The sequence below is a fragment of the Rhodococcus sovatensis genome (genome assembly GCF_037327425.1).
GTDB classification, from domain to species: Bacteria; Actinomycetota; Actinomycetes; order Mycobacteriales; family Mycobacteriaceae; genus Rhodococcoides; species Rhodococcoides sovatense.
Genome location: NZ_CP147846.1, coordinates 5,125,443 through 5,149,660 on the forward strand (window position 1 = coordinate 5,125,443; position 24,218 = coordinate 5,149,660).

Consider the following 24,218-nt stretch of genomic DNA (forward strand, 5'->3'; position numbering starts at 1 on the left):
CCTCGAGTTACCCGTCTGAGAAAGATTCACACGCGTCCGTCGGAGTTGGAATTGCGGACCGGAACCGACCGCAATAGCTCTTAGCGTCAGCGTTCGTACCGAATCCACGAACCAAGGGGTGGCGCAGTGATGATCGAGACGACAGGTTTGACCAAGAGCTTCACACGAGGAAAGACGAAGGTCGACGCGGTGCGAGGCATCGATCTGTCGGTGGCGGAGGGGGAGCTGGTCGCGCTGCTCGGCCCCAACGGTGCGGGCAAGTCGACGACGCTACGCATGCTCACGACCCTGCTGGCGCCGACGTCGGGATCGGCCCGCATCGCGGGGCACAGCATCACCGAGGATCGCGACGCCGTCCGACGCAGCCTGGGGTACGTCGGGCAGGGCAACGGAGGTGGGCACAACCAGCGAGTTCGGGACGAATTGCTCACGCAAGGCCGGTGCTACGGACTGTCCGCGCACAGAGCGGGTGTCCGCGCGGACGAATTACTGTCGGCGCTCGACCTCGGGGATCTGGCGAAGCGGACGGTCTCGACACTGTCCGGCGGGCAGCGTCGTCGCCTCGACATCGCGATCGGACTCGTTCACCGTCCACCCTTGCTTTTTCTCGACGAACCGTCGACGGGCATGGATCCGCAGAGCCGAGCCAACCTGTGGGAGCACATACTTCGGCTACGGCAGGAGATGGGCACCACGATCGTGCTGACGACGCACTATCTCGACGAGGCCGATTCGATGGCGGAGCGCGTCATCGTCATCGACACGGGAACCATCATCGCCGACGACACAGCCGACGCGCTGAAAGCGAATCTTGCCGGCGATCTGGTGACGCTGTCGGTTGCTTCGGCCGACGCCGCGATCGGATTGGCGTCCATCCTCGGCAGTGCAGACGGAGTCCGCGACATCACGACGTCGGGAGAACGACTGAACATTCGGGTCGTGCGTGGGGATCGTGCACTTCCGGAACTATTGAGGCGCAGTGAATCTCACGGATTCGTAGTCGAATCAGCTGACCTGTCCCGTCCGACCCTGGACGACGTGTTCCTCGGCCTCACCGGCCGCAGCCTTCGTGAAACCAGCCTTCGTGAAACCGCAACCGTTTAAGGAGCAGACATGAATACACTGACCGGAAGTTCCATAGTAATGGTGCGCGAACTGCGGCCCATGGTCCGCGACCCGTTCACTGTCGTCTTCAGCCTCACTCAACCCCTGATCTTGCTCGCATTGTTCGGGCCGCTGCTCGGCACTGTCCCGGGACTCGGTGACGGGAACGTATGGGACTGGTTCGTCCCTGGCGTGCTGGCCATGATCGCGATCTTCGGAACGTCCATGACCGGGTCCAACCTGTTGACCGAGTTGCACGACGGTTCTCACGAGCGAATGTTGGTCACTCCGCTTCCTCGGTCCTCGCTGCTGATCGGGCGTGCGGTGAAGGAGATGGTGCCGCTCGCTGCGCAGGCTGTGCTGATCGTTCTCGTCGCATTGCCGCTCGGGCTGTCGGTCGATCCGTTGGGCGCTGTAGTTGGGATCGTCCTGCTGGGGATCTTCGGGATCGGGCTGGGTGCGCTGTCGTACTCGCTCGCGCTTGCGGTTCGAGCGCAGGATTGGGTGTTCTGGGCAGTGCAGCAGACTTTGATGTTCCCGCTGCTGATCCTGTCCGGCACCATGCTTCCGCTCGATGGTGCGCCCGGATGGATGCAGTTTCTCGTCGACATCAATCCGCTCGGCTACGTGGTGAGCGCCGAACGAGCATTGTTTGCAGGTGAATTCGCGAGCATGACCGTACTGCACGGGATCGTGGCCGCGGTCAGCGTCGCGGTGGTGGGTCTCGCCGTGGGAATCAGAGCGATGCGCCGGTGACGCGGTCTGCTCTACGCTGAGTCGATGCGAGCGCACGAGGTGGTTCTGGGGCGGATCGAGCAGGATCTGGCCGCAGGCAAGATCGGCGTCGGCGACCGCCTTCCGTCGGAGCGGGCGTTGGCGGAGGAGCTGGGTGTCGGGCGCTCGTCCATCCGAGAAGCCATCAGGGTGCTCGAGGCAATGGGAGTCGTACGTACCGCAGTGGGGTCGGGGCCCGACGCGGGTGCGTACGTGATGGCCGATCCGGCGACGTCGATCGGATCGGCCCTCCGCCTGCACATGGCGACCCGGTTCCTATCGATTCCCGATGTGGTCCAAACCAGGGTGCTCCTCGAATCCTGGGCACTTCGGGAGGCGGCAGGCCGGGATCCCGATCTCTCCGCTGTCGAGTCACTGCTGGATCGGATGGACGACCTGGAGCTGCCTCCCGAGCAGTTCCATCGTCTCGACGCCGAATTGCATGTTCGGCTCGCAAGCCTGGCGGGCAACGTACTGGTCGAGGCGATGATGACCTCCCTCAGAGAGGCCATTCACGGCTATGTGATGGAAGCTGTTCCAGCACTCAATGATTGGGAATCCGTCGCGGTCAATCTGCGATGTGAGCACCGGGGGATAGTCGATGCGGTTCGCAGGGGCGACGGCGGACGAGCTGCAATCCTGGTCCGTGAGCACATCGAAGGGTTCTACGCCCTGGCGCCTCTCCAGCCGTGATCGGTGGACCCCCGCACGACGAGCGACGGGGTGAACGTCAGTTGCCGAAAAGTGTTCTCACCCTGATTGTTCACTTGCTCCATCAGTAGCTCCGCGGCGGCGTGGCCCAGTTCGGCTCGGGGCTGCGACACCGAGGTCAAGGGGACGGCCGCGCCTGCTGCGTAGTCGATATCGTCGTACCCGACGATGGCCAGGTCGTCGGGAACCCGCAATCCGCGTTGAATGTATTCTTGCAGAACGCCCAGCGCGAGCAAGTCGTTCGCGCACACTGCGCCGGTCGGAGGATTGTCGGTCATATCGAGTATTCGCCCGGCGGCCTTCGCGCCCGCCTCGATACTGAGCGATTCCGCCCAGATGGTCGACATTCGGGTGCTGGCCGAGTCTGCGACGGCATCGAGCGCGCCGGCCCGCCGATCTCGCACCTGCCGGATACTCGGCGGCCCGCCGACGAATACGAGATCCCGATGGCCGAGGTCCATCAGATGTCGCGTCGCGAGATGCCCACCGTGCACGTCGTCGACCGCGACCGAGGACCTGCCCGGAGTGCGTGATCCCCGGTCGAGAAGCACCACAGGCGTTCCCTGACGATCGAGCTTGTCGAGCATCGGAATGTTCTCCCCGACGGGACTGAGCAGGATGCCTTGCACGCGCTGCTCCATCAGAAGCCGCAACTGGCGATTCTCTCGATCCTCGGACTCACCGCTGCCGACGAGCACCATCAGCAGGTCGTTGGCGTCGGCTACCGACTCTGCTCCGGCCGCGACGTCGAGAAAGAACGGGTTTCGTGCATCGAGCACGACGACGGCAAGCATGCGGGACTGGCCTGCCCGGAGTTGACGCGCGGCATCGTTCCGGACGAATCCGAGCTGGGCGATCGCTGCCTCGACGCGCTCGCGAGTGGTCTCGGACACCATGTCAGGACGGTTGAGGACATTGCTGATCGTGCCCATGGACACACCGGCGAGGGCCGCGACCTCACGCATGCTCGCTGCCATACGGATCAGCCCTCCCCAGGATCGGATATGCACCACGCAGTGACGAAGTTCCTATCCATTGAATCGGTTCATCGCTCGGTGCGCAACATCTGCGTCCAATCGACGACGGACTCAGTGGAGAAACCTTACGTCGATCGTGCTGGATGCCATCGAGACGTTGGATGGGCGCTTGTAACGATTCAGTAACGTCAGGGAGTGATCCGTGTCACGGGGTTGACTTGTGTCCACCGTCACTTCTAGCTTTTAGGAACGAAATGAACCGTTTCAATCGAGACGGTTCGATCCGACCGGGAGGTCCTTTCATGAGCGTCTCGACGACGCCCGGCGGTGGTGGCACGATGCCAACCCCCTTGCTCGAGGTTCGGAACGTGAGAAAGACCTTCGGTGCCGTGTCCGCGGTCGCAGGTGTGTCGTTCCCGCTGTTCGCGGGAGAGGCCCATGCACTGGTCGGCGAGAACGGTGCGGGCAAATCGACCATCGTCAAGATGCTCGCGGGCGTCCACACCCCGGACACCGGCACCCTTGTCGTGGGCGGTGCGGACGTGACCCTCGGTTCTCCGGCCGAAGCGAAGTCGAAGGGCATCGCGGTGATCTACCAGGAGCCCACACTGTTTCCCGATCTCTCGATAGCCGAGAACATCTACATCGGAGCGCAACCGAAGGGTCGCGGCGGGATGATCGACCGGTCCGCGATGAATGCTGCGGCAGAAGCGCTGTTCGCACGGCTCGGGGTACCGATGAATCCCGATCGACTGGCAAGTGGACTCTCGATCGCAGATCAGCAACTGGTCGAAATCGCCAAAGCGCTGTCGACGCAGGCGTCGGTCATCGTCATGGACGAGCCGACGGCGGCGCTGTCCGGCAACGAGGTCGAGAGACTGTTCAAGGTCGCGCGTTCACTGTGCGCGGACGGAGCGGCAGTGCTGTTCATCTCGCACCGCTTCGAAGAGATATTCGCACTGTGCCAGCGAGTGACCGTGATGCGCGACGGCAAACACATCTCGACTTCCGAGCTCGCCGGACTGACCGTCGACGATCTCGTCAAAGCCATGGTGGGCCGCGAGCTCGGCGCGCTGTTCCCGAAGCTGGATGTCGAGCCGGGCGCGGTAGTGCTCGAGGTCGACGGGTTGAGCCGGGCGGGAGTGTTCACCGACGTCAGCTTCTCCGTCCGAGCTGGGGAGATCGTGGCACTCGCGGGGCTCGTCGGGGCGGGCCGCTCCGAGGTCATGCAAGCAGTATTCGGCGTCGACCCCCGCGATTCGGGTGAAGTGCGCGTCAGAGGAAGAACACTGAAACCCGGGAATCCGAAAGCTGCGATGCGTGCCGGGATCGCACTGGTGCCCGAGGACCGACGTCAGCAGGGCCTCATTCCAGAGATGTCCATAGAACGCAACGCGACCCTGACTCGATCGGCGGCGTTGGCGCGCTTCGGATTTCTCGTCGGTGGTCGGGAACGACGTTCCGCGTACGAGTGGACCAAGAAGCTGCAGACGAAGTTCGCTCGCATCACCGATCCTGTGGGGACTCTGTCCGGTGGAAACCAGCAGAAGGTGGTCCTCGCCAAGTGGCTGGCCACCGATCCAACGGTCCTCGTTGTGGACGAGCCGACACGAGGAATCGACGTAGGGACGAAAGCCGAAGTGCACAGGATCATTTCCCAACTCGCACAGGACGGCGTCGCAATCGTGATGATCTCCTCCGAGCTGCCCGAGGTCCTCGGAATGGCAGACCGTGTGCTGGTCATGCGCGAGGGCCGTATCGCCGCGGAGATCGACCGAGCCGACGCCACCGAGGAATCCGTCATGTACGCCGCGATGGGATCAACGGCCACAGGGCCGGGTGCTGCAGCATGAGCATCACCACGGACGTGAGCGCGCCTGCGGACCCGCTGAAGCCGGTGCAGAAGGACGGCACGTCACTCGTCGAGAAAGTGCTGCGGATGCGCTCGCTCGGGATACTCGCTGCCTTGATCGTGCTCGTAGCAGTCACCACAGCGAAGAACTCCGGATTCCTGTCCTCACAAAGCATCAGGGACCTGCTACTTGCTGCATCGATCGTCGCGGTCCTCGTAGTCGGCCAGACCGTCGTGATGATCACCAAGAACATCGACCTGTCGGTCGGATCGATTCTCGGACTGTCTGCATTCGCCGCGGGTTCGGTCATGCACAGTTCGCCTGACCTACCGATCGTCGTCGGGATCTTCGCAGGTGTCGCCGTCGGAGCCGTATGCGGCGTGGTCAACGCAGTATTGGTCCGATTCGGCGGCGTACCTGCACTGGTCGTGACCCTGGGAACGATGTACATCTTCCGCGGTGTCGCTTATTTCTGGGCAGGTGGAGAACAGATCACCGCCGACGAGATGCCCGGATCGTTCCTCGACCTCGGTACCGCAAGCATTGTGGGCATCCCTGTTCTGGTACTGATCGCTCTCGTCGCCATCGCGGTCACCGGGACCTACCTCGGCCGCTACCGCAGCGGACGCGACCTCTACGCCATCGGATCCAACGGACAGGCCGCCGAACTCGCCGGAATCGCGGTGGGCAGGAGGACGCTCGCGGCATTCGCGTTCTCGGGGGCGATGGCAGGTATCGCAGGAGTCATGTTCGCCGCACGATTCGGAACCGTCGACGCAGCCGCGGGAACCGGATACGAACTCAACGTCATCGCCGCGTGCGTCGTCGGCGGAGTCGCGGTGGTCGGCGGCATCGGAACCATCTGGGGCGCCGCCCTCGGCGCGCTGCTCCTGACGACGATCAACAGCGCACTCCCGGTCCTGCAGATCGACCAGTTCTGGCAGCAGGCCATTGTCGGTGCGCTCATACTCATCGCCATCGCGGCGGACCGAATCGCGGCCGTCCGTGCTGCGCAGCAACTTCGAAAGAGGAGCGCTCATGTCGAGTGATCTCGCCACGGCACCGGCCGGTCCTACAGCCCCGGCGCCGCAGTCCGGGAGCCGGTGGCGCGAGCTCCTCGCGAACTGGGACACCGCGATCATCACGCTCACGGTTCTGGTCTTGATCGGAGCCTCCATCACCAACCCCGATTTCGGCAGCAGTACCAACTTCACCTTCCTGGTCCTCGACCTGGCGCCGATCTTCCTGATCGCACTACCGATGACCCTGATCATCGTGACCGGTGAAATCGATCTGTCGGTGGCAAGTACGCTCGGGCTCAGTGGAGCGGCCATGGGCTGGATGTGGAACAACGGGTTCACGATCGAGATGATCGTCCCGATGTGCATCCTGCTCGGTGCACTGCTCGGAGCGCTCAACGGATTCCTCGTCGCTGGGCTCGGACTACCCTCTCTCGCAGTGACGATCGGGACGCTTGCGTTGTTCCGTGGATTGGCATTCGTACTGCTGGGTGATCAGGCGGTGTCGAACTTCCCTCGTGCCTATACCTCGTGGGTCACTGGAACCGTCGGTGACACCCCGATACCCAATCTCGCAATTCCGTTGGTGATCCTCGCGGTCGTCTTCGGGGTGATCTTGCAATCGACAGCGTTGGGGCGCAACATCTATGCGACCGGAGCGAGTGCGACAGCAGCGAAGTTCGCCGGAATCGACGGAAACCGAATCAAGTTCTGGCTGTACGTGGTCGCCGGCGCCGTCGCAGCGCTCGCCGGAGTCCTGTGGAGTCTGCGGTATTCGAGTGCACGCGCCGACAACGGATCCGGCCTCGAACTATCCGTCGTTGCCGCGGTACTGCTCGGTGGCGTCTCCATCTTCGGCGGCAAAGGTCGATTGCTCGGAGTTCTCGCCGCCGTGGTTCTCCTTGCCACCCTGCAGAATGCCCTCCGGCTCGAGGACATCTCGAACGAGGCGCTCACCGTCGTCACCGGCGTACTGCTCATCGTCGCCGTTCTTCTGCCCAACGTACTGAAAATTGTCCGAACCTCCTCCCAACGTCGCAAAGCCATTCGCGCTCTCTAGGATTTCCCTCCCTCGAAAGGACCCTCATGTCCCGCTTCTCCCGGCGCCTCGCGCCACTGGCAGGCGTCGCAGCCTTGTCCCTCGTGTTGACCGCATGCGTTGGCACCACTCAGGATTCGGCCTCGGATTCCTCCGACAGCGGCAGCCGAGCCACCGGCACCGCCAACCCCGACGCCCCGATCACCGAGGGACTGAAGGTCGCATTCTTGCCCAAGCAGCTCAACAATCCCTACTCCGACATCGAGGTCGCGGGCGGTGAGACCGCAGTGGGCGAATTCGGTGGTGAGTACAAGCTCGTCGGACCGAACGATGCAAGCGCATCTTCGCAGGTGTCCTATATCAATACCCTCATCCAGCAGAACCAGGACGTCATCGGTATCGCCGCGAACGATCCGAATGCCGTGTGCCCGTCGCTGAATCAGGCACGCGATGCGGGCATCAAGGTCGTGACGTTCGATTCCGACGCATCGAAGGACTGCCGGGACCTGTTCATCAACCAGGCCACCACAGAGGGCGTCGGCGAGGCGCTCGCGAAGATGACCAGCGATCAGATCGGTGGCAGCGGCAAGATCGCGATCCTGTCGGCAACCCCCAACGCCACCAATCAGAACGCCTGGATCGAGGTGCTGAAGGAACAGCTCGCCTCGAACCCCGAGTACGCAAACATCGAACTCGTCACCACGGTCTACGGAAACGACGACGACCAGAAGTCGTTCCAGGAAACCCAGGGGCTCCTGCAGACCTACCCGGACCTGAAGGCCATCGTGTCCCCGACGACGGTCGGTATCGCAGCCGCAGCACGGTACATCTCGTCGTCGAGTTACAAGGACAACATCGTCCTCACCGGTCTCGGAACTCCCAATCAGATGCGCGAGTACGTCAAGGACGGCACCGTGAAGCAGTTCGCGCTGTGGGATCCCACCGACATCGGATACCTCGCTGCGTACGCGGGTGCGGCACTGGCCTCGGGCCAGATCACCGGAGCCGAAGGCGAAACGTTCACGGCAGGTGAGCTCGGCGAGTACACGATCGGCGCCGACGGGGAACTGGTGCTCGGACCGCCCACCGTGTTCGACGCTGCCAACATCGACCAGTACGACTTCTGATCGAAACTGGCCACCGAAGATCATGAACAGGTATTGCTTCACGCTCCAACTGAGGCCTGAATCCGTCCCCGAGTACACCGAGCGCCATACCGCGGTATGGCCCGAGATGCTCGAGGCATTGAAAGCCAACGGCTGGAACAACTATTCGCTGCATATCCGCGACGACGGGCTGATCGTCGGATACGTCGAAAGTCCTGATCTCGGAGCGTCGCAAAAGGCGATGAGCAGTACCGAAGTCAACGCGCGGTGGCAGGCCGAGATGGCGCCGTTCTTCACAGATCTCGGCTCTGCCACCCCGGACGAAGGCTTCGTGCTGCTGTCCGAACTATTTCACCTCGAGAGTCAGATGGGTATCGAATCATGACCACCGCTGCACTACAGGACATCTCGGCGCTCGCCGACTTCGGCATCGAGGTGCCGAGCTGGGCATACGGCAACTCCGGCACTCGATTCAAAGTCTTCAGTACGCCAGGTGTGCCGAGAACGCCGTTCGAGAAGGTCGCCGATGCGGCCGAGGTCAACCGAGTGACGGGCGCAGCTCCGCGGGTGTCGCTGCACATTCCGTGGGACTACGTCGACGACTTCGGCAAATTGGCTGCATTCGCCGCCGACAGCGGAGTCGCGCTCGGTGCGGTGAACTCCAACGTCTTCCAGGACGACGATTACAAACTCGGCTCGCTGACCAACTCCGACCCGAGGATCCGCGCGAAAGCGGTTGCACACCATCTCGAATGCATCGATGTAATGCGGGCGACCGGCTCGAAGGTGCTCAAGCTCTGGCTGCCCGACGGCACCAACTACGCCGGCCAGGATTCCATCCGCGCACGGCAAGATCGTCTGGCAGAGTCGCTGCAGGAGATCTACGCAGGCCTCGACGACGATCATCGGCTGCTCATCGAGTACAAGTTCTTCGAGCCGTACTTCTACACCACCGATATTCCCGACTGGGGAACCTCGCTCCTGCACTGTCTGGCCCTGGGCGACAAAGCTCAGGTCGTCCTCGACACCGGCCATCATGCTCCCGGCACCAACATCGAGTTCATCGTCACCCAGCTCATTCGTCAGAACAAGCTCGGTGCGTTCGACTTCAACTCGCGCAACTACGCCGACGACGACCTCATCGTCGGTGCGGCCGATCCGTTCCAGCTGTTCCGCATCATGCACGAGATCGTCTCCGCTGGGGCGCATCTGCCGGAGTCGGGGATCAACTTCATGCTCGATCAGTGCCACAACATCGAGCCGAAGATTCCCGGTCAGATTCGTTCGATCATGAACGTCCAGGAAGCGACGGCCAAGGCCCTGCTGGTCGACGCCGTAGCCCTCGACGAGGCCCAACTGGGCGGGGACGTCCTGGGCGCACACGCGGTATTGATGGATGCGTACAACACCGACGTCCGTGGACTGCTCGGTGATCTGCGGGAGTCCAAGGGCATCGATCGTGATCCGGTTGCGGCCTATGCGCGATCGGGTTACGCCGAGCGCATCGAATCCGAGCGGATCGGCGGAAACCAAGCGAGTTGGGGAGCCTGATGGTCGAGCCATCACAGCCGCAGCAGATTTGATCGGCAATTCGTACGCCCATGTCTGAAGTCAGAGGAGAACGACAAGTGACTACCATCGACGATCTGATATCTCGCTCCAATCGACTCGGCGCGGATGCACGCAACACCAACTACGCAGGTGGCAACACTTCTGCCAAGGGAACCGCCACTGACCCCGTCACCGGTGAGAGCGTGGACCTGCTGTGGGTCAAGGGATCCGGCGGAGATCTCGGCACGCTTCGACCGTCCGGTCTCGCTGCGTTGCGGCTCGACCGGGTACTGGCGCTGAAGGATGTCTACCCTGGCGTCGAACGCGAGGACGACATGGTCGCGGCGTTCGACTACTGCCTGCACGGAAAGGGCGGCGCTGCACCGTCGATCGACACCGCCATGCATGGTCTCGTGGAAGCGAATCATGTCGACCACCTACATCCCGATTCCGGGATTGCCTTCGCAACCGCCGCGGACGGTGAAGAACTGACGCGGAAGTGCTTCGGCGATCGTGTCGTGTGGGTGCCGTGGCGTCGTCCAGGGTTCCAGCTCGGTCTCGACATAGCGTCCATCGCGGCGCAGAACCCACAGGCAATCGGCTGCATACTGGGCGGTCATGGCATCACGGCTTGGGGTGAGACGAGCGAGGAATCCGAGCAGCGATCGCTGGAGATCATTCGTACCGCAGAGAAGTTCATCCTCGACAATGGGCGGACCGCACCGTTCGGTGGTGTCATCGCCGGATTCGAAGCGTTGCCTGCGGAGGAGCGCCGCGCGAAGGCCGCGTCGCTGTTCCCACTGATCCGAGGTCTTGCATCGACCGATCGGCCACAGGTGGGCCACTTCGACGACAGCGCCGCCGTCCTCGAATTCCTCGCCGCGGAGGAGCATCCACGCCTCGCAGCACTCGGCACGTCCTGCCCGGACCACTTCCTGCGTACCAAGGTTCGTCCGATGGTGCTCGACCTGCCTCCCGCCGCGTCGGACGACGAGGTCTCGGTGCGACTGAAGGAACTGCATCAGGCCTACCGCGACGACTATGCCCGCTACTACGACGAACACGCCGACGCCGAGAGCCCTGCCATGCGGGGCGCAGACCCGGCGATAGTCCTCGTTCCGGGCGTCGGGATGTTCTCGTTCGGTACCAACAAGCAGACCGCCCGCGTCGCAGCGGAGTTCTACCTCAACGCCATCAACGTCATGCGGGGCGCCGAGGCCATCTCCACCTACTCGCCGATCGACGAGCGCGAGAAGTTCCGGATCGAGTACTGGGCTCTCGAAGAAGCCAAGCTTGCCCGGATGCCGAAGCCGAAACCGCTGGCCACGAGAATCGCACTGGTGACCGGGGCGGCGTCGGGAATCGGAAAGGCGATTGCGACGCGTCTGGCCGCCGAGGGTGCGTGCGTCGTCATCGCCGATCTCGACGCCGACAAGGCGATTGCCGCGGCAGCCGAGATCGGCAACTCCGATGTGGCGGTGGGTATCGCAGCGGATGTCACCGACGAAGGACAGATCGCCGACGGAGTTGCGGCGGCTGTGCTCGCCTTCGGCGGTATCGATCTGGTGGTCAACAATGCGGGCCTGTCCATCTCGAAGCCACTGCTCGAGACGACGGTGAAGGACTGGGATCTGCAGCACGACGTCATGGCCCGCGGGTCGTTCCTCGTCTCGCGCGAGGCGGCCCGAATCATGATGGCGCAGGGTCTCGGCGGGGACATCGTCTACATCTCGTCGAAGAACTCGGTATTCGCCGGTCCTAACAACATCGCGTACTCGGCGACGAAAGCAGATCAGGCACATCAAGTTCGGCTGTTGGCAGCAGAACTCGGCGAGCACGGCATCCGCGTCAACGGTATCAATCCCGACGGGGTCGTTCGCGGGTCAGGGATCTTCGCGGGCGGCTGGGGCGCAAAGCGTGCCGCGGTGTACGGCGTCGAAGAGGAGAAGTTGGGCGAATACTATGCACAACGAACGCTTCTCAAGCGCGAGGTGCTCCCGGAACATGTAGCCAATGCGGTGTTCGCGTTGACCGGCGGGGAACTGACCCACACCACTGGCCTGCACATTCCGGTGGATGCAGGCGTCGCAGCCGCATTCCTGCGCTGATGGGCGTGTTCGCGGCCGTCGATCTCGGCGCGTCGAGTGGACGGGTCATGCTCGGTCGGGTCGAGAACGGTCAAGTCAGGTTGGACGAAGTCGCACGGTTCGAGAACCGGCCCGTGCGACTGAACGGTTCGCTGCACTGGAACATCGTCGATCTGTATCAGGGGGTTCTCGACGGGTTGCGCACTCTCGTCGACGGCCTCGAAGGTGAGACCCTGACGTCGATCGGAATCGACACCTGGGCAGTGGACTACGCACTGCTGGCTGCAGACGGCTCGATGCTCGGAATCCCCTTCCACTACCGCGATGCACGCAACGACGGTGAGCATGCCGACCTGTTCCTACGGAACGGCATCGCGCAGCTTCCGTTCAACACCGTGTACCAGTTGCTGACCGAATCGACCGATCGACTCGCGTCGGCACACCGGATGCTCATGATTCCCGACCTGCTGGCGTACTGGCTCACCGGTATCGCAGCAGGTGAAGTCACCAACGCATCCACGAGTGGGATGTTGGATCCGACTACGCGGCAATGGGATCGGGAGCTCGTCGCCGAAGTCGGGTTGAAGCCCGATATGCTGCCGACGCTGCTCGTTCCAGGTGAGCGAATCGGTTCGCTGAGACCGGATGTGGCAGCGCTCGTCGGATCTCGTGCGGACGTCGTTGCCGTCGGGACCCACGACACGGCGTCGGCGATCGTCGCAGTTCCGGCGGAATCGTCGAGCTTCGCCTATATCGCGTCCGGCACGTGGTCTCTCGTCGGAGTCGAGGCACCAGGGCCGGTGATCTCGGCCGCAGCCAGGGACGCCGGGTTCACCAACGAAGCCGGCGTCGACGGGACTGTTCGCCTGCTGCGCAATGTCATGGGCTTGTGGCTCGTCCAGGAGTCCCTACGTCAATGGGAACGTGATGGCGTCACGTATTCGCTTGGCGACCTGCTGGCCGAAGCCGAGAGCCTCGGTGGCGTGGGGGCCGTAGTCGATCCGGATCTTCCGGTGTTTCTGCCACCGGGCGACATGCCGTCGAGAATCGCCGAGGAGTGCAGGGCCGCAGGTGTTCCCGTTCCGTCCACTCCTGCCGAGACCGTCCGCTGCATCATGGACAGCCTCGCGGCGGCATATGCCCGATCGGTTCGCACCGCCGGTGAGTTGGCCGGAATCGACATCGAGACGGTGCATATCGTCGGAGGAGGATCGCAGAACGAACTCCTGTGCCAGCTGACCGCCGACGCGACCGGCCTACCGGTCGTCGCTGGACCGGTGGAAGGTTCGGCGCTCGGAAACGTACTGGTGCAAGCCCGTGCGGCCGGCGCGATCGCGGGCGGAGTGGCCGAGATGCGCCACGTCGTCGGTCGGTCGTTTCCGCTGACCCGCTACCTGCCGCGGGGTGCTGACGCCGGCAGCTAGAAAATCACCCGTCGCTAGAAAATGACCCAGAGTATCGATGCCACCGCGAATACCGCGAGACCGAGCGTCGTCTCCATCACGGTCCACGTCTTGAGCGTCGTCTTCTCGTCCATACCGAAGAAGCGACTGACGAGCCAGAAGCCGGAATCGTTGACGTGCGAGAGCACAGTGGCACCGGCTGCAAGCGCGAAGACGAGAAGCGCGATCTTGAAATTGCTGAGGTCCTGCTCGCCTACCTGCACTGCGATGAGTCCGGCAGTGGTGGTCAACGCGACCGTCGCCGATCCCTGGGCGACTCGCAACGCAGTGGCAATGAGGAATGCCTGCAGGAGGATGGGCAGACCCAATCCCGACAACGACGAGGTCAGCGACTGGCCGATGCCGCTGGCTCGCAGCACGCCGCCGAACATTCCGCCGGCACCGGTGATGAGGATGATGGAGCAGATGGGTCCGAGTGCCTGGTCCATGAACTTGGCAGCATCGCCGATAGGGAAGCGACCCGGTGCCAGCAGGAACAGCGCGAGCAGCAGTGTGATCAGCAATGCGATCGGCGTCTGACCGAGGAGCACGAATGCAGATGCCCACGTTGTGTCGCCGTCGATCACACCTGCACTCGACAAGGTGTTGACGACGGTGTTCAACGAGATCAAGACCAGCGGTGTCAACAGAATCAACAGAACGGTGGAGAAGCTCGGCGAGGACCCGAACTGTCCGGACGAGTCGTCTCGGGTGTCGCTGTCACTACTGTCTGCGCTGTCACCGGTGCCTGCGGACCCGGTCTTGTTGGTCCCGGTCTTCTGAGGTCCGGTGTTCTGGGGTCCGGCGAGCAGGTCGACTGTTGCGACGTCGAATCGGCGACCCAACGCAGTACCCACGAGGTAGGAGCCGACGAACCACGACACGATCGCCACGGGGACACCGACGAGTAGAACGGTACCGATGTCGCCGCCCAGCAGTTCCGTTGCTGCCACTGGACCGGGGTGCGGCGGAACGATCGCGTGCATGGCGGCGAATGCACCCGCGGTCGGCAGTGCATAGAGCAGGATCGACCCGCCGAAGCGGCGGGCGACGGTGTAGATGATGGGAAGAAAGACCACGAGGCCTGCGTCGAAGAAGATGGGGAAACCGAAGATCAGAGCGGCGACGCCGAGTGCCAACGGTGCTCGCTTGGCGCCGAACCGGTTGATCAGGGTGTCGGCCAATACTTGTGCGCCACCGGTGATCTCGAGCAGTCGCCCGACCATCACTCCTAGGGCCACCAGCAGCGCCACCGATCCGAGGGTCGAGCTGAAGCTCGACATCAGCGCGTCCGGCACCTCCGCCAACGGGATGCCGGCTACAACAGCGGTGACGGCACTGACCAGCACGAGTGAGACGAACGCGTGCAGTTTGACCTTCATGATGAGGAACAGCAGTACGGCAACCGCTGCTGCAGCGATCAAGAGCAGTGCCGTCGTTCCGTATGCCGGTTCGATCGGATCCATGGGTACCTCGTTCATTGCAGGAGATTTCGACCCTATCGGACATATACCGCGTCCCGCGGGGTTCCAACACGTCGATCTCGAGGCGTTGACTGCGCGGGTACCGTGCCCTGTATGAGTGATGCAGATCACGGGAACGCTGAACTCCAGGAGCAAGCTCTGCGACTGGCCGCAGCTGCCAGAGTGAAGATGAAGCATCGTCGCGAGCAGCAAGATGGGGGATTGGGGGGATTTGTTGCCGAGCGCGCCGGTGACTGGAGTCTCGACGACCAGAACACTGCTGCGATGGACAAGCAGGCCCGATTCTGGAGTGTTGTCACGGACCGGTGGTTCCGCATGGAGATCGACGGGTGGGAGAACATTCCGGAACCACCGGTCCTCGTAGTCGGAGTCCATTCCGGCGCGCCGTTCGTATGGGACGCATGGACCGTCGGTGCGCAGTGGTGGCGTCGTTTCGGCTCCTCGCGCACGCTGCACGGAACGGCACACGACGCGTTGATGGCTTTTCCGATCATCGGGAAGGTGTTCCGGTCGATGGGGGTGTTGCCCGCTGCTCCGGATTCGATGTCGACGGCGCTGGCCGAGGGCCGGGACGTCATCGTCTGGCCGGGAGGTGAGGTCGACTCCCTACGGCCGTGGAGCGAACGCGACGTCGCGACGCTCGGCGGCAGGATGGGATTCGTCAAACTCGCTATCCGGATGGGTGTTCCGATCGTGCCGGTCGCGACCGTCGGTGGTGCCGATGCGATGCCGGTGCTCGTCCGGGGCGACACGCTTGCGCGGGTGCTGAGGCTGGATCGAATCGCACGATTGAAAGTGTTCCCGATCGCGCTGTCGCTGCCGTGGATCATCTCGCCCGCCGCACTGCCTCAGATACCGCTGCCTGCCAAGATCCGCACGCGATTCATGCCGCACGTGGCCGTCGACCACGATCCGTCGCGCTGTGAGGACGAGGACTACGTCGAAGCCAAATACCAGGAAGTTCGGCGACAGATTCAAAGCGGGATGGACGATCTGGCCAGGAAGCGACGGTTTCCGATCTTCGGGTAGCTAAGCTCGACTCATGGATCGACCCGCGGTAATTCTGGAGAACGACGAGACCGTTTACGACTTCTACCTGCGTCACCAGCAGAACCGTCAGGTCGCGAGGCTGGCCTATGCGGCCCTTGCCCGTCGGTTCAAGCCGCGGGTGAGCTATTCCGAAGGTGCACGCGAGGAAATACGCAGGCTGGTCTACGACGACACCCGACTGATCATCGCTGTCAATCACGTCTCCGAGACAGACCCGTATACCGTCGCCGCAGCAGCCTGGGCAAGTCCCTTGCGTCCGGCGATCGGTAGGACGCGGGTGTTGGCCAAGGACGAACTGTTCCAGGAACCGAAGCAGCGCAAGCGAATCGACATGATGGGCGGCATCCCGGTATTTCGGGGCAAGAATCACGGCATGCGCGCGGTCAGCGCAGCGGGAAACAGGATGATGGATGTCAGCGCGGAACGCGTCCGGCGTGGGGACGATCTTGCAGTGTTCCCGGAAGGTACGTGCAACCTGGTCGACCCGACGCAGATTCAACATGTCGGCAGCGGCATCGGCCACATCGCCGCGCGGATTCGCAAGCTAGGCGTCGAGCCGGTTCTGATCTGCATGGGCTTGAGTTACGGGCCTGCGCAGAAGTTGAAGTCTGCGAGCGTCTACATCGACCAACCGATCACCGGATTACCGGACAAGCCGCTCCATATCGTCCGCACCGTGGCGGACGGAATGCAGAAAGCACTCGACGGTGCAGTGGCCGCTTACTGAGCGGTAACTCGGTGTTGGTAGAACAGATCACAAGGTTCCCGTATTTCGTAACTTCAGGAGACACACGTGAGTGATGCAGTGAAGACCGCCGTAGTGACCGGAAGCGCACGAGGAATCGGCGCCGCCGTGGCCAAGCGACTGGCCAAGGACGGATTCGGAGTCGCCGTCGTCGACCTCGACGAAGCCGCGTGTGCCGATACCGTCGACGCCATCAAGTCGGCCGGTGGTCAGGCCGTCGCAATCGGGGCCAACGTGGCCGACGAGGAATCGGTGCAGACGGCGGTTGACCGTATCGCGTCCGAATTCGGTGCGCCGACCGTGCTGATCAACAACGCGGGGATCACGCGCGACAACCTGCTGTTCAAGATGACCGTCCAGGATTGGGATTCCGTGCTCGGCGTGCACCTGCGCGGATCGTTCCTGATGACCCGCGCGGTCCAGAAGCACATGATCGACGCCAAGTGGGGTCGGATTGTCAACCTGTCGAGCACGTCGGCACTCGGTAATCGCGGGCAGGCGAACTACTCGGCAGCCAAGGCCGGCATGCAGGGATTCACGAAGACCCTCGCCATCGAACTCGGCAAGTTCGGCGTGACCGCCAATGCGATCGCCCCGGGGTTCATCGAGACCGAGATGACTGCCGCCACTGCGGAGCGTGTCGGGGTGCCGTTCGAGGACTTCAAAGCAGCTGCAGCGTCGCAGATTCCGGTCAATCGCGTCGGAAATCCGGATGACATAGCGCATCTCGCGTCCTTCTTCGTCAGCGAGGGTGCGGGCTTCATCTCGGGCCAGGTCGTTTACGCCGCTGGTGGCCCGAAGGATTGATAGGGCTCGCCCTGAATGCAGAGAATGGGCTACAGCAGTTCAGCTGTAGCCCATTCTTGTCTGAAATTACGGGTCAGTACGTGTAGAAACCCTTGCCGCTCTTGCGGCCGAGCATGCCAGCATCGACCATCCGCTGCAGGAGCGGCGGCGGGGCGTAGTGCGGCTCGCGGAACTCTGCGTACAGGGATTCTGCGACAGCCAGGGTGACGTCGAGCCCGACGGTGTCGGTGAGACGCAACGGCCCCATCGGGTGCGCACACCCGTTGACCATGCCCTCGTCGATGTCCTCGGCGCTCGCAAAGCCGGACTCGAGCATGCGGATGGCCGAGACCATGTACGGAATGAGCAACGCGTTGACGATGAATCCGGCGCGATCCCCGGCACGAATCGTCTTCTTGCCGAGAGTGTTTCCTGCATAGTCGGTTACCGCAGCTACGGTCTCTTCGCTGGTGAGCAAGCTGACGACGATCTCCACCAACGGCAACACCGGCACGGGGTTGAAGAAGTGGACCCCGACGACCTTGTCGGGACGCTTCGTCGCATTGGCCATCTTGATGACCGGGATAGACGAGGTGTTCGTGGCCAGGATTCCTTCGGGCTTGACGATGGAATCGAGCTTGCCGAACAGGTCCAGCTTGAGCGATTCGATCTCCGGTGCCGCTTCGATCACGAGGTCGCGGTCTGCGAAATCGTTGATGTCGAGAGTCAACGAGATTGCAGCGCGCGCCTTCTCGGCTGCATCGGATTCGATGCGGCCGGACTTGACGGCGCGGGCGAACGACTTGTCGAGGCGCGCTTCGGCGGCGTCGGCCGTGGCCTGGCTGGTTTCGAGAATCAGCACGGAACTACCGGAGCGGGCGCACATCTCGGCGATGCCTGCTCCCATGGTGCCGCCACCGATGACGCCTACGAGGTTGATGTCGTTCATTTGAGCAGCGCCCGCGACATGACGACACGCTGAATCTGGTTGGTGCCCTCGTAGATCTGGGTGATCTTGGCGTCGCGCATCATGCGTTCGACCGGGAAGTCGGTGGTGTAGCCCGCGCCGCCGAAGAGCTGCACGGCGTCGGTGGTGACCTCCATGGCCACGTCGGAGGCAAAGCACTTCGCTGCCGCGGAGATGAACCCGAGGTTCTTCTCACCGCGCTCGGCACGAGCGGCCGAGGTGTATACCATCAGACGCGCGGCTTCGACCTTCATCGCCATGTCGGCGAGCATGAATTGCACGGCCTGGAAGCTGCTGATCGACTGCCCGAACTGCTTGCGGTCCTTCGTGTATTCGATCGCCGCATCGAGGGCACCTTGGGCGAGACCGACAGCCTGAGCACCGATGGTGGGGCGGGTGTGATCGAGGGTCTCGAGCGCCGTCTTGAATCCGGTGCCGGGCTCTCCGATGATGCGGTCGCCGGGGATCTTGCAGTTCTCGAAGTACAGCTCGGCGGTGGGCGAACCCTTGATTCCGAGCTTCTTCTCCTTCGGCCCGACGACGAATCCTTCGTCGTCTTTGTGGACGATGAACGAGGAGATACCGTTTGCGCCCTTGTCAGGGTCGGTGACGGCCATGACGGTGTACCAGTCGGACTTGCCGCCGTTGGTGATCCAACACTTCGAACCGTTGAGGATCCAGTCGTCACCCTCGGCCTTGGCGCGGGTACGCATGCCGGCCGCGTCGGAGCCGGCTTCACGCTCGGACAGCGCGTACGACGCCATCGCGCCGCCCGCGAGGGACGGCAGAACCTGCTGCTTGAGCTCTTCGGAGCCCTTGAGGATCAGGCCCATCGTGCCGAGCTTGTTGACGGCAGGAATCAGCGAGGACGAGCCGCAGACGCGGGCAACTTCCTCGATGACGATGCAGGTGGCTACCGAGTCGGCACCTTGGCCGTCGTATGCCTCGGGAACGTGGATGGCGTTGAAACCGGAACTGTTGAGTGCAGACAGTGCCTCGTCGGGGAAGCGTGCGTCCTCGTCGACCGCCTTGGCGTACGGAGCGATCTCCTTCTCGGCGAGCGCGCGAATGGCCGCGCGTAGTTCATCGTGCTCTTCCGGCAGGCGAAAGAGATCGAAATCCGGATTTCCGGCCATGCTGCCACTCTCCTCGGGCTATGGGCTGCGCGGCACTGAGTGCCACAGATTTCTTGATGGTACCGAGGTGGCGCGTTGAAGACAAGGATAGGTGGCACCGAGTGCCAGCATCCTCGGTCTCGGCTAGTCCCAGTGTTCGGCGAGGGCGTCGGCGATCGCCGTACGCGAGGTGCCGCGGGGGAAGACAGCGACGACGACCTGCTCGGATCCGGTGTCGAATCCGGCTCGGACCTTGCCGAGTGCCTCTTGAAGGTCGCTCGCACTGGTCGGGACGCCGTCCCGAATCATTCGCCTCAGTATGTAGTTGTGCGTCGCCGTGACCGACGCCGAGAACTGCAGAATCTCCAGGTGGGAGTGCGTGGGTAGGGCTTGGCGAAGGTAGTCGACGAACAACCGGTCGTACCGAAAGACCGTGACGATTTCGCGGTCGCGCAGCGCCGGGTTCTCGTGCACGACCTGATACCGCAGCCGAGACTGTTCCTTCCAGCCGGAAAATCGCTCGAATACCAGTTGGGCTGCTTCGCAGACGGCTATCCAAGGATCCTTGTGCGGGCGTTCCAGAAACGATGCAGTCTGCTCCAGCAGGATTTCGTGGTCGGCGAAGATGACGTCGTCCTTACCGCGAAACTGACGAAAGAACGTCCTGCGCGAGATTCCCGACGCTTCGGCTATGTCGTCGACCGAGGTGGCCTCGTAGCCGTTCACTGCGAACAGGTCGAGGGCTGCTTTCGCCACGGACAGGCGAAAGGCGTCGGAGTCCTCGGAGTCACGCATTGCATGAACGTAGTCCATAGCGCGTCCACGCCCTCGGTCATGGCGAGATTCCGGGCCGGGGAGATCCGATTCGACCGAGCCGAAGTTCCGAACGAGTAGCGCGTACGACTGTAGGGTCGTGAAAGAAATCCCCTCACCGTGAAGGATGGAAGTCTTGGCTCTCGTAGCAGGAATCGACTCGTCCACCCAGTCGTGCAAAGTGTTTGTCCGAGATGCTGATTCGGGCGAAGTCGTGCGGCGTGGACGGGCACGTCATCCCGACGGTACCGAGATCGGTCCAGCGGTGTGGAAGGCCGCGCTCGAGACCGCTCTCGACGAAGCAGGTGGTCTCGACGACGTCGACGCGGTTGCCGTCGGTGCTCAGCAGCACGGGATGATCTGTCTCGACGAGTCCGGTGAGGTCGTTCGGCCGGCATTGCTGTGGAACGACACGCGATCTGCGTCGTCCGGAGCGGATCTCGTCGAGGAGTTCGGGGGAGGCCAAGCATGGGCAGATGCAGTGGGCGTCGTCCCGGTCGCGGCGATCACCGTCGCCAAGCTCCGGTGGCTCGCTGACCACGAACCCGAGAACGCTGATCGCACCGCGGCGGTTTGCCTCCCGCACGACTGGCTCAGTTGGCAACTCGGCGGCGCGGCAGGGCTCGACTCGTTGGCTACCGACCGCGGCGACGCCAGCGGCACCGGCTACTACTCGGCCCGGACCGACGCCTACCGCGAGGATCTGCTGGAGCTGGGTATGCGTGGGCGTAGGCCGCGCTTGCCACGCGTTGCGGGGCCGTACGACCGGATCGGCGAAACAGCGTCCGGCGCTGTGATCGGACCGGGAACCGGTGACAATGCCGCAGCTGCACTCGGTTTGGCCGCGAAGGTCGGCGATGTGGTCGTCTCGGTCGGCACATCCGGTGTTGTCTCGGCCGTCACCGATATCGCCGCGGCCGACCCGTCGGGAATCATTGCAGGGTTCGCCGACGCGACAGGTCGGCAGCTTCCTTTGGTGTGCACGTTGAATGCTGCGCGTGTTCTCGACGCGACGGCGTCGTTGTTGGGCGTCGATCACGACGGACTGTCCCGGCTCGCGCTGTCGACTCCGAGCGAAGGTCTCGTACTGATTCCGTACTTCGAAGGTGAACGGACCCCGAATCGTCCCGACGCATCCGGTGCACTTCACGGTCTGCGCCTTGGTAATTCGACGCCAGGCCATCTAGCGCGCGCCGCGTTGGAGGGCTTGCTGTGCGGCTTGGCCGACGGCATCGACGCGCTCCGGACCGCGGGGGTCGACACGCGCAGGGTCCTGCTCATCGGCGGCGGCGCCCAGTCGGCAGCGCTGTGCGAACTCGCCCCGGCGATCCTCGGCGTACCCATCGTCGTCCCCGAGCCGGGCGAGTACGTCGCCGACGGTGCAGCGCGCCAAGCGGCCTGGGCACTGGCGGGCACACCTGAGCCGCCGCAGTGGGCGTCGGCGCGTGCCCGCACCTTCGAAGCCGACCCGAATCCGGAAATCCGTGAGCGGTACGCGGAGGTCCGGGATCTGACCGAAGGCGTCTGACTGGCGTTTTCGAGCTTCTCAGCGTGTGAAGGCGCAGAACTCGTTGCCTTCCGGGTAGCCGCCTGCGCCGGATAGCTGAGATGCGCCTTCGATCGCGTCGGGTCAGATGCATGAGTCGGGGTAGAGGTCCTTGAAGGATGCGAGAGCCGCCCTCTGAGCCTACTGATGTACGCGTGTTCGAACAGATGTTCGACATATTGTGGTTTTCGGGGTATTCTTGGAGCATGCTTTCGGGGGAGGGTGTCGCCGGTGTAGCCGACGACGTAGGGGTCGCGAGTGCACGTGGTGTGCTCGCGATTTCCGATCAGATCCTGTGCGGTGCAGTCGAATCGATGGAAGCCGCGTGGAAATCTGTTGCAGCCGTTGATTCGAGCCTGCTCGTCGATGCTGATCGGCGTGCGTTGATGGTTCGAATGGAAACGTTGTCGCGGGCGATGTACGGCACCTCGCACACATGGCTGACCGAATTGATAGACAGCGACGGGTTGGCGGTGTTGCCGGAGAGGAGCAACCCTGCGCGACTGGGGTGTTTGCTACGCGTCGATCCATATGTGGCGGGTAAGCGCATCAAGATTGCTGCGAAGCTTTCGCGGCGTCGGGCGATGACCGGGGAGAAGCTCGATCCGGAATACCCGACGACCGCGGATGCGCATGGTAGCGGCGAGATCGATGCTGCGCATGCGAAGGTCATCGACAAGTTCTTCACGAAGTTGCCTTCGGCTGTCGATCACGAGTCGAAAGTCCAGTCCGAGATTCTGCTGGGGAATCTTGCGAAAGAGGTGACGCCCGAGCAGCTTCGCGTTGCTGCAGCACGTCTGCATGCGCTGTTGGATCCGGACGGGACGCTCGATGACAAGGATCCGTCGAGCAAGTGCTACTTCCGGCTCGGGCCTCAGGACTCCGACGGGCTGAGCAAGGGCAGCTTCGTCATCGACGCGGAGTGCCGGGCGTATCTCGAGCCGCTCCTGGCCAAACTGGCCAAGCCCGGCAACTGCAACCCCGACGAGCCGAAGCCTGTGGTCGACGAACCTGGTGGCAGTGACGAACCCGGTGGCAGCGACGAGCCCGGTGGCAGCGACGAGCCTGGTGGCAGCGACGAGCCTGGTGGCAGCGACGAGTCCGGTGGCAGTGACGAACCTGGTGGCAGTGACGAGGAGTCCGGACCGGGGGATGAAACAGACAGCGATCCCACCTTGTTCGGCGGTCCCGGCGGCGATGGGTCCGGCGGTGGTGGGTCCGGCGGTGGTGGGTCTGGCGGTGGTGGGTCTGGCGGCAGCGAGTCCGATGACAGTGAAGCCCGTTCCCGGACTATCGAGGATGACGGGCGTCGAGCGGGCCGGGATGCACGCAGTCAGGGGCAGCGGAATCATGATGCGTTCAAGGTGATTCTGCGCCAGATGCTTGCCTCCGGCACGCTTGGGCAGCATCGCGGGTTGCCGGTCACTGCGATCATCACGATGACGGCGAAGGAACTCGAAACCGCGTCCGGGCATGCGGTGACCGGCACTGGGTCTCTGGTGGCTATTCGGGATGCGATTCGCATGGCCGCGCATGCTCGTCACTACCTGGCGATCTTCGACGACGACGGACGGGCCCTGTATTTGGGCCGCTCCAAACGTATTGCATCTGCTGATCAGCGGATCGTGCTGACCGCTCGCGATCGCGGGTGTAGCTTTCCGGGTTGTACTCGGCCTGCGGTGTGGTCTCAGGCTCATCACGTGACCGATTGGGCGCGTGGCGGCGATACCGATGTCGATTCGCTGACGTTCGGATGCGATACGCATCATCCGCTCGTCGGCGACGGGCCGAACGACTGGGCGACGACCACCACGGGCCCTGATCATCCGCAGCCGGGGCGAACCCAGTGGCATCCACCGGAGGCTGTCGACCCGGATCGTAGAGGGCTCGTCAACCACTATCACCATCCGCAGGAATACCTGTATCAGGAACCCGAGGACCCCGAACCGTAGGAGACGGTCGTGCGACAGCCGTGAGTCGCCCGGCCATTGCGGAATCACGCGTCATCACTTTAGATGTGATGACGCGCGTCATCGGTTGTCGCGTGTT

General features: G+C 63.2%; 21 protein-coding genes. 16 read left to right on the top strand and 5 right to left on the bottom strand.

Going from position 1 to position 24,218, the window contains the following annotated elements; all coding sequences use genetic code 11:
• The first annotated feature begins 129 nt into the window (after positions 1-129).
• The 3 genes from WDS16_RS23900 to WDS16_RS23910 are packed head-to-tail and all read left to right on the top strand — an operon-like array spanning position 130 to position 2,571.
• Positions 130-1,104 (top strand): ATP-binding cassette domain-containing protein, encoded by a 975-nt coding sequence (locus WDS16_RS23900; RefSeq protein WP_338888269.1) that lies wholly within the window; start codon positions 130-132, stop codon positions 1,102-1,104.
• A gap of 9 nt (positions 1,105-1,113) precedes the next feature.
• On the top strand, positions 1,114-1,860 hold the full coding sequence (locus WDS16_RS23905; RefSeq protein WP_338888271.1) for an ABC transporter permease: 747 nt from the start codon (positions 1,114-1,116) through the stop codon (positions 1,858-1,860).
• Between the two features lie 24 nt (positions 1,861-1,884).
• Positions 1,885-2,571 (top strand): FadR/GntR family transcriptional regulator, encoded by a 687-nt coding sequence (locus tag WDS16_RS23910; RefSeq protein ID WP_338888272.1) that lies wholly within the window; start codon positions 1,885-1,887, stop codon positions 2,569-2,571.
• Here WDS16_RS23910 and WDS16_RS23915 read toward each other — a convergent pair.
• The gene (locus WDS16_RS23915; protein ID WP_338888274.1) at positions 2,544-3,566 is read right to left on the bottom strand and encodes a LacI family DNA-binding transcriptional regulator; all 1,023 of its coding nucleotides are present in this window, start codon (positions 3,564-3,566) and stop codon (positions 2,544-2,546) included. The two genes, WDS16_RS23910 and WDS16_RS23915, sit on opposite strands and share 28 nt — an antisense overlap.
• A gap of 302 nt (positions 3,567-3,868) precedes the next feature.
• On the opposite strand from WDS16_RS23915, the gene WDS16_RS23920 reads away from it, so the two are divergent.
• The 8 genes from WDS16_RS23920 to WDS16_RS23955 all read left to right on the top strand — a co-directional run bounded on the left by WDS16_RS23920 (position 3,869) and on the right by WDS16_RS23955 (position 13,645).
• The gene (locus WDS16_RS23920; protein ID WP_338888276.1) at positions 3,869-5,419 is read left to right on the top strand and encodes a sugar ABC transporter ATP-binding protein; all 1,551 of its coding nucleotides are present in this window, start codon (positions 3,869-3,871) and stop codon (positions 5,417-5,419) included.
• Positions 5,416-6,468, top strand: coding sequence for an ABC transporter permease (locus WDS16_RS23925; RefSeq protein ID WP_338888278.1), 1,053 nt, complete (start codon positions 5,416-5,418; stop codon positions 6,466-6,468). The genes WDS16_RS23920 and WDS16_RS23925 overlap by 4 nt, the downstream gene beginning before the upstream one ends.
• Positions 6,458-7,498 (top strand): ABC transporter permease, encoded by a 1,041-nt coding sequence (locus WDS16_RS23930; RefSeq protein ID WP_338888280.1) that lies wholly within the window; start codon positions 6,458-6,460, stop codon positions 7,496-7,498. Before WDS16_RS23925 ends, WDS16_RS23930 begins: the two co-directional genes overlap by 11 nt.
• A gap of 26 nt (positions 7,499-7,524) precedes the next feature.
• Positions 7,525-8,604 carry a rhamnose ABC transporter substrate-binding protein gene (rhaS, locus tag WDS16_RS23935; RefSeq protein WP_338888281.1) on the top strand — a complete coding sequence of 360 codons (1,080 nt, stop codon included), beginning with the start codon at positions 7,525-7,527 and terminating at the stop codon, positions 8,602-8,604.
• A gap of 22 nt (positions 8,605-8,626) precedes the next feature.
• Positions 8,627-8,968 carry an L-rhamnose mutarotase gene (locus WDS16_RS23940; protein WP_338888283.1) on the top strand — a complete coding sequence of 114 codons (342 nt, stop codon included), beginning with the start codon at positions 8,627-8,629 and terminating at the stop codon, positions 8,966-8,968.
• Positions 8,965-10,134, top strand: coding sequence for an L-rhamnose isomerase (gene rhaI / locus WDS16_RS23945; protein ID WP_338888285.1), 1,170 nt, complete (start codon positions 8,965-8,967; stop codon positions 10,132-10,134). Before WDS16_RS23940 ends, rhaI begins: the two co-directional genes overlap by 4 nt.
• Before the next feature lie 77 nt (positions 10,135-10,211).
• Positions 10,212-12,242 carry a bifunctional aldolase/short-chain dehydrogenase gene (locus tag WDS16_RS23950; protein ID WP_338888287.1) on the top strand — a complete coding sequence of 677 codons (2,031 nt, stop codon included), beginning with the start codon at positions 10,212-10,214 and terminating at the stop codon, positions 12,240-12,242.
• Positions 12,242-13,645 carry a rhamnulokinase family protein gene (locus WDS16_RS23955; RefSeq protein ID WP_338888288.1) on the top strand — a complete coding sequence of 468 codons (1,404 nt, stop codon included), beginning with the start codon at positions 12,242-12,244 and terminating at the stop codon, positions 13,643-13,645. Before WDS16_RS23950 ends, WDS16_RS23955 begins: the two co-directional genes overlap by 1 nt.
• Before the next feature lie 14 nt (positions 13,646-13,659).
• Here the strand turns inward: WDS16_RS23955 and WDS16_RS23960 are convergent, their stop codons facing one another.
• On the bottom strand, positions 13,660-15,129 hold the full coding sequence (locus tag WDS16_RS23960) for a GntP family permease (RefSeq protein WP_338893593.1): 1,470 nt from the start codon (positions 15,127-15,129) through the stop codon (positions 13,660-13,662).
• A gap of 111 nt (positions 15,130-15,240) precedes the next feature.
• Between WDS16_RS23960 and WDS16_RS23965 the strand changes: the two genes are divergently transcribed.
• The 3 genes from WDS16_RS23965 (at position 15,241) to fabG (ending at position 17,749) form a co-directional block, all read left to right on the top strand.
• Positions 15,241-16,176, top strand: a complete 936-nt coding sequence (locus WDS16_RS23965; protein WP_338888289.1) for a lysophospholipid acyltransferase family protein — start codon at positions 15,241-15,243, stop codon at positions 16,174-16,176.
• 13 nt (positions 16,177-16,189) lie between these two features.
• A complete protein-coding gene (locus WDS16_RS23970) occupies positions 16,190-16,924 on the top strand; it encodes a 1-acyl-sn-glycerol-3-phosphate acyltransferase (RefSeq protein WP_338888291.1) in 735 nt (244 codons plus the stop codon).
• A gap of 66 nt (positions 16,925-16,990) precedes the next feature.
• Entirely contained in the window at positions 16,991-17,749 is a 759-nt protein-coding gene (fabG, locus tag WDS16_RS23975) for a 3-oxoacyl-ACP reductase FabG (protein WP_068371616.1), read from the top strand.
• A gap of 73 nt (positions 17,750-17,822) precedes the next feature.
• On the opposite strand, the gene WDS16_RS23980 is transcribed toward fabG, so the two are convergent.
• From WDS16_RS23980 to WDS16_RS23990, 3 genes are all read right to left on the bottom strand, one after another.
• On the bottom strand, positions 17,823-18,668 hold the full coding sequence (locus tag WDS16_RS23980) for a 3-hydroxybutyryl-CoA dehydrogenase (protein WP_338893594.1): 846 nt from the start codon (positions 18,666-18,668) through the stop codon (positions 17,823-17,825).
• Positions 18,669-18,673: 5 nt separating this feature from the next.
• The gene (locus WDS16_RS23985; protein WP_338888294.1) at positions 18,674-19,831 is read right to left on the bottom strand and encodes an acyl-CoA dehydrogenase; all 1,158 of its coding nucleotides are present in this window, start codon (positions 19,829-19,831) and stop codon (positions 18,674-18,676) included.
• A 123-nt stretch (positions 19,832-19,954) separates the two neighbouring features.
• Positions 19,955-20,605: a TetR family transcriptional regulator gene (locus WDS16_RS23990; RefSeq protein WP_338888295.1), complete on the bottom strand. Its 651-nt coding sequence runs from the start codon at positions 20,603-20,605 to the stop codon at positions 19,955-19,957.
• A gap of 154 nt (positions 20,606-20,759) precedes the next feature.
• Between WDS16_RS23990 and WDS16_RS23995 the strand changes: the two genes are divergently transcribed.
• Together WDS16_RS23995 and WDS16_RS24000 are read left to right on the top strand one after the other, a co-directional pair.
• Entirely contained in the window at positions 20,760-22,151 is a 1,392-nt protein-coding gene (locus WDS16_RS23995) for an FGGY-family carbohydrate kinase (RefSeq protein ID WP_338888296.1), read from the top strand.
• 224 nt (positions 22,152-22,375) lie between these two features.
• Positions 22,376-24,121: an HNH endonuclease signature motif containing protein gene (locus WDS16_RS24000; RefSeq protein WP_338888298.1), complete on the top strand. Its 1,746-nt coding sequence runs from the start codon at positions 22,376-22,378 to the stop codon at positions 24,119-24,121.
• Positions 24,122-24,218: the final 97 nt, after the last annotated feature.

Coding starts and splice junctions, on each gene's coding strand:
- WDS16_RS23900 (WP_338888269.1), top strand. CDS start 130: ATGATCGAGACGACAGGTTTGACCAAGAGCTTCACACGAGGAAAGACG.
- WDS16_RS23905 (WP_338888271.1), top strand. CDS start 1,114: ATGAATACACTGACCGGAAGTTCCATAGTAATGGTGCGCGAACTGCGG.
- WDS16_RS23910 (WP_338888272.1), top strand. CDS start 1,885: ATGCGAGCGCACGAGGTGGTTCTGGGGCGGATCGAGCAGGATCTGGCC.
- WDS16_RS23915 (WP_338888274.1), bottom strand. CDS start 3,566: ATGGCAGCGAGCATGCGTGAGGTCGCGGCCCTCGCCGGTGTGTCCATG.
- WDS16_RS23920 (WP_338888276.1), top strand. CDS start 3,869: ATGAGCGTCTCGACGACGCCCGGCGGTGGTGGCACGATGCCAACCCCC.
- WDS16_RS23925 (WP_338888278.1), top strand. CDS start 5,416: ATGAGCATCACCACGGACGTGAGCGCGCCTGCGGACCCGCTGAAGCCG.
- WDS16_RS23930 (WP_338888280.1), top strand. CDS start 6,458: ATGTCGAGTGATCTCGCCACGGCACCGGCCGGTCCTACAGCCCCGGCG.
- rhaS (WP_338888281.1), top strand. CDS start 7,525: ATGTCCCGCTTCTCCCGGCGCCTCGCGCCACTGGCAGGCGTCGCAGCC.
- WDS16_RS23940 (WP_338888283.1), top strand. CDS start 8,627: ATGAACAGGTATTGCTTCACGCTCCAACTGAGGCCTGAATCCGTCCCC.
- rhaI (WP_338888285.1), top strand. CDS start 8,965: ATGACCACCGCTGCACTACAGGACATCTCGGCGCTCGCCGACTTCGGC.
- WDS16_RS23955 (WP_338888288.1), top strand. CDS start 12,242: ATGGGCGTGTTCGCGGCCGTCGATCTCGGCGCGTCGAGTGGACGGGTC.
- WDS16_RS23960 (WP_338893593.1), bottom strand. CDS start 15,129: ATGGATCCGATCGAACCGGCATACGGAACGACGGCACTGCTCTTGATC.
- WDS16_RS23965 (WP_338888289.1), top strand. CDS start 15,241: ATGAGTGATGCAGATCACGGGAACGCTGAACTCCAGGAGCAAGCTCTG.
- WDS16_RS23970 (WP_338888291.1), top strand. CDS start 16,190: ATGGATCGACCCGCGGTAATTCTGGAGAACGACGAGACCGTTTACGAC.
- WDS16_RS23985 (WP_338888294.1), bottom strand. CDS start 19,831: ATGGCCGGAAATCCGGATTTCGATCTCTTTCGCCTGCCGGAAGAGCAC.
- WDS16_RS23990 (WP_338888295.1), bottom strand. CDS start 20,605: ATGCGTGACTCCGAGGACTCCGACGCCTTTCGCCTGTCCGTGGCGAAA.
- WDS16_RS24000 (WP_338888298.1), top strand. CDS start 22,376: ATGCTTTCGGGGGAGGGTGTCGCCGGTGTAGCCGACGACGTAGGGGTC.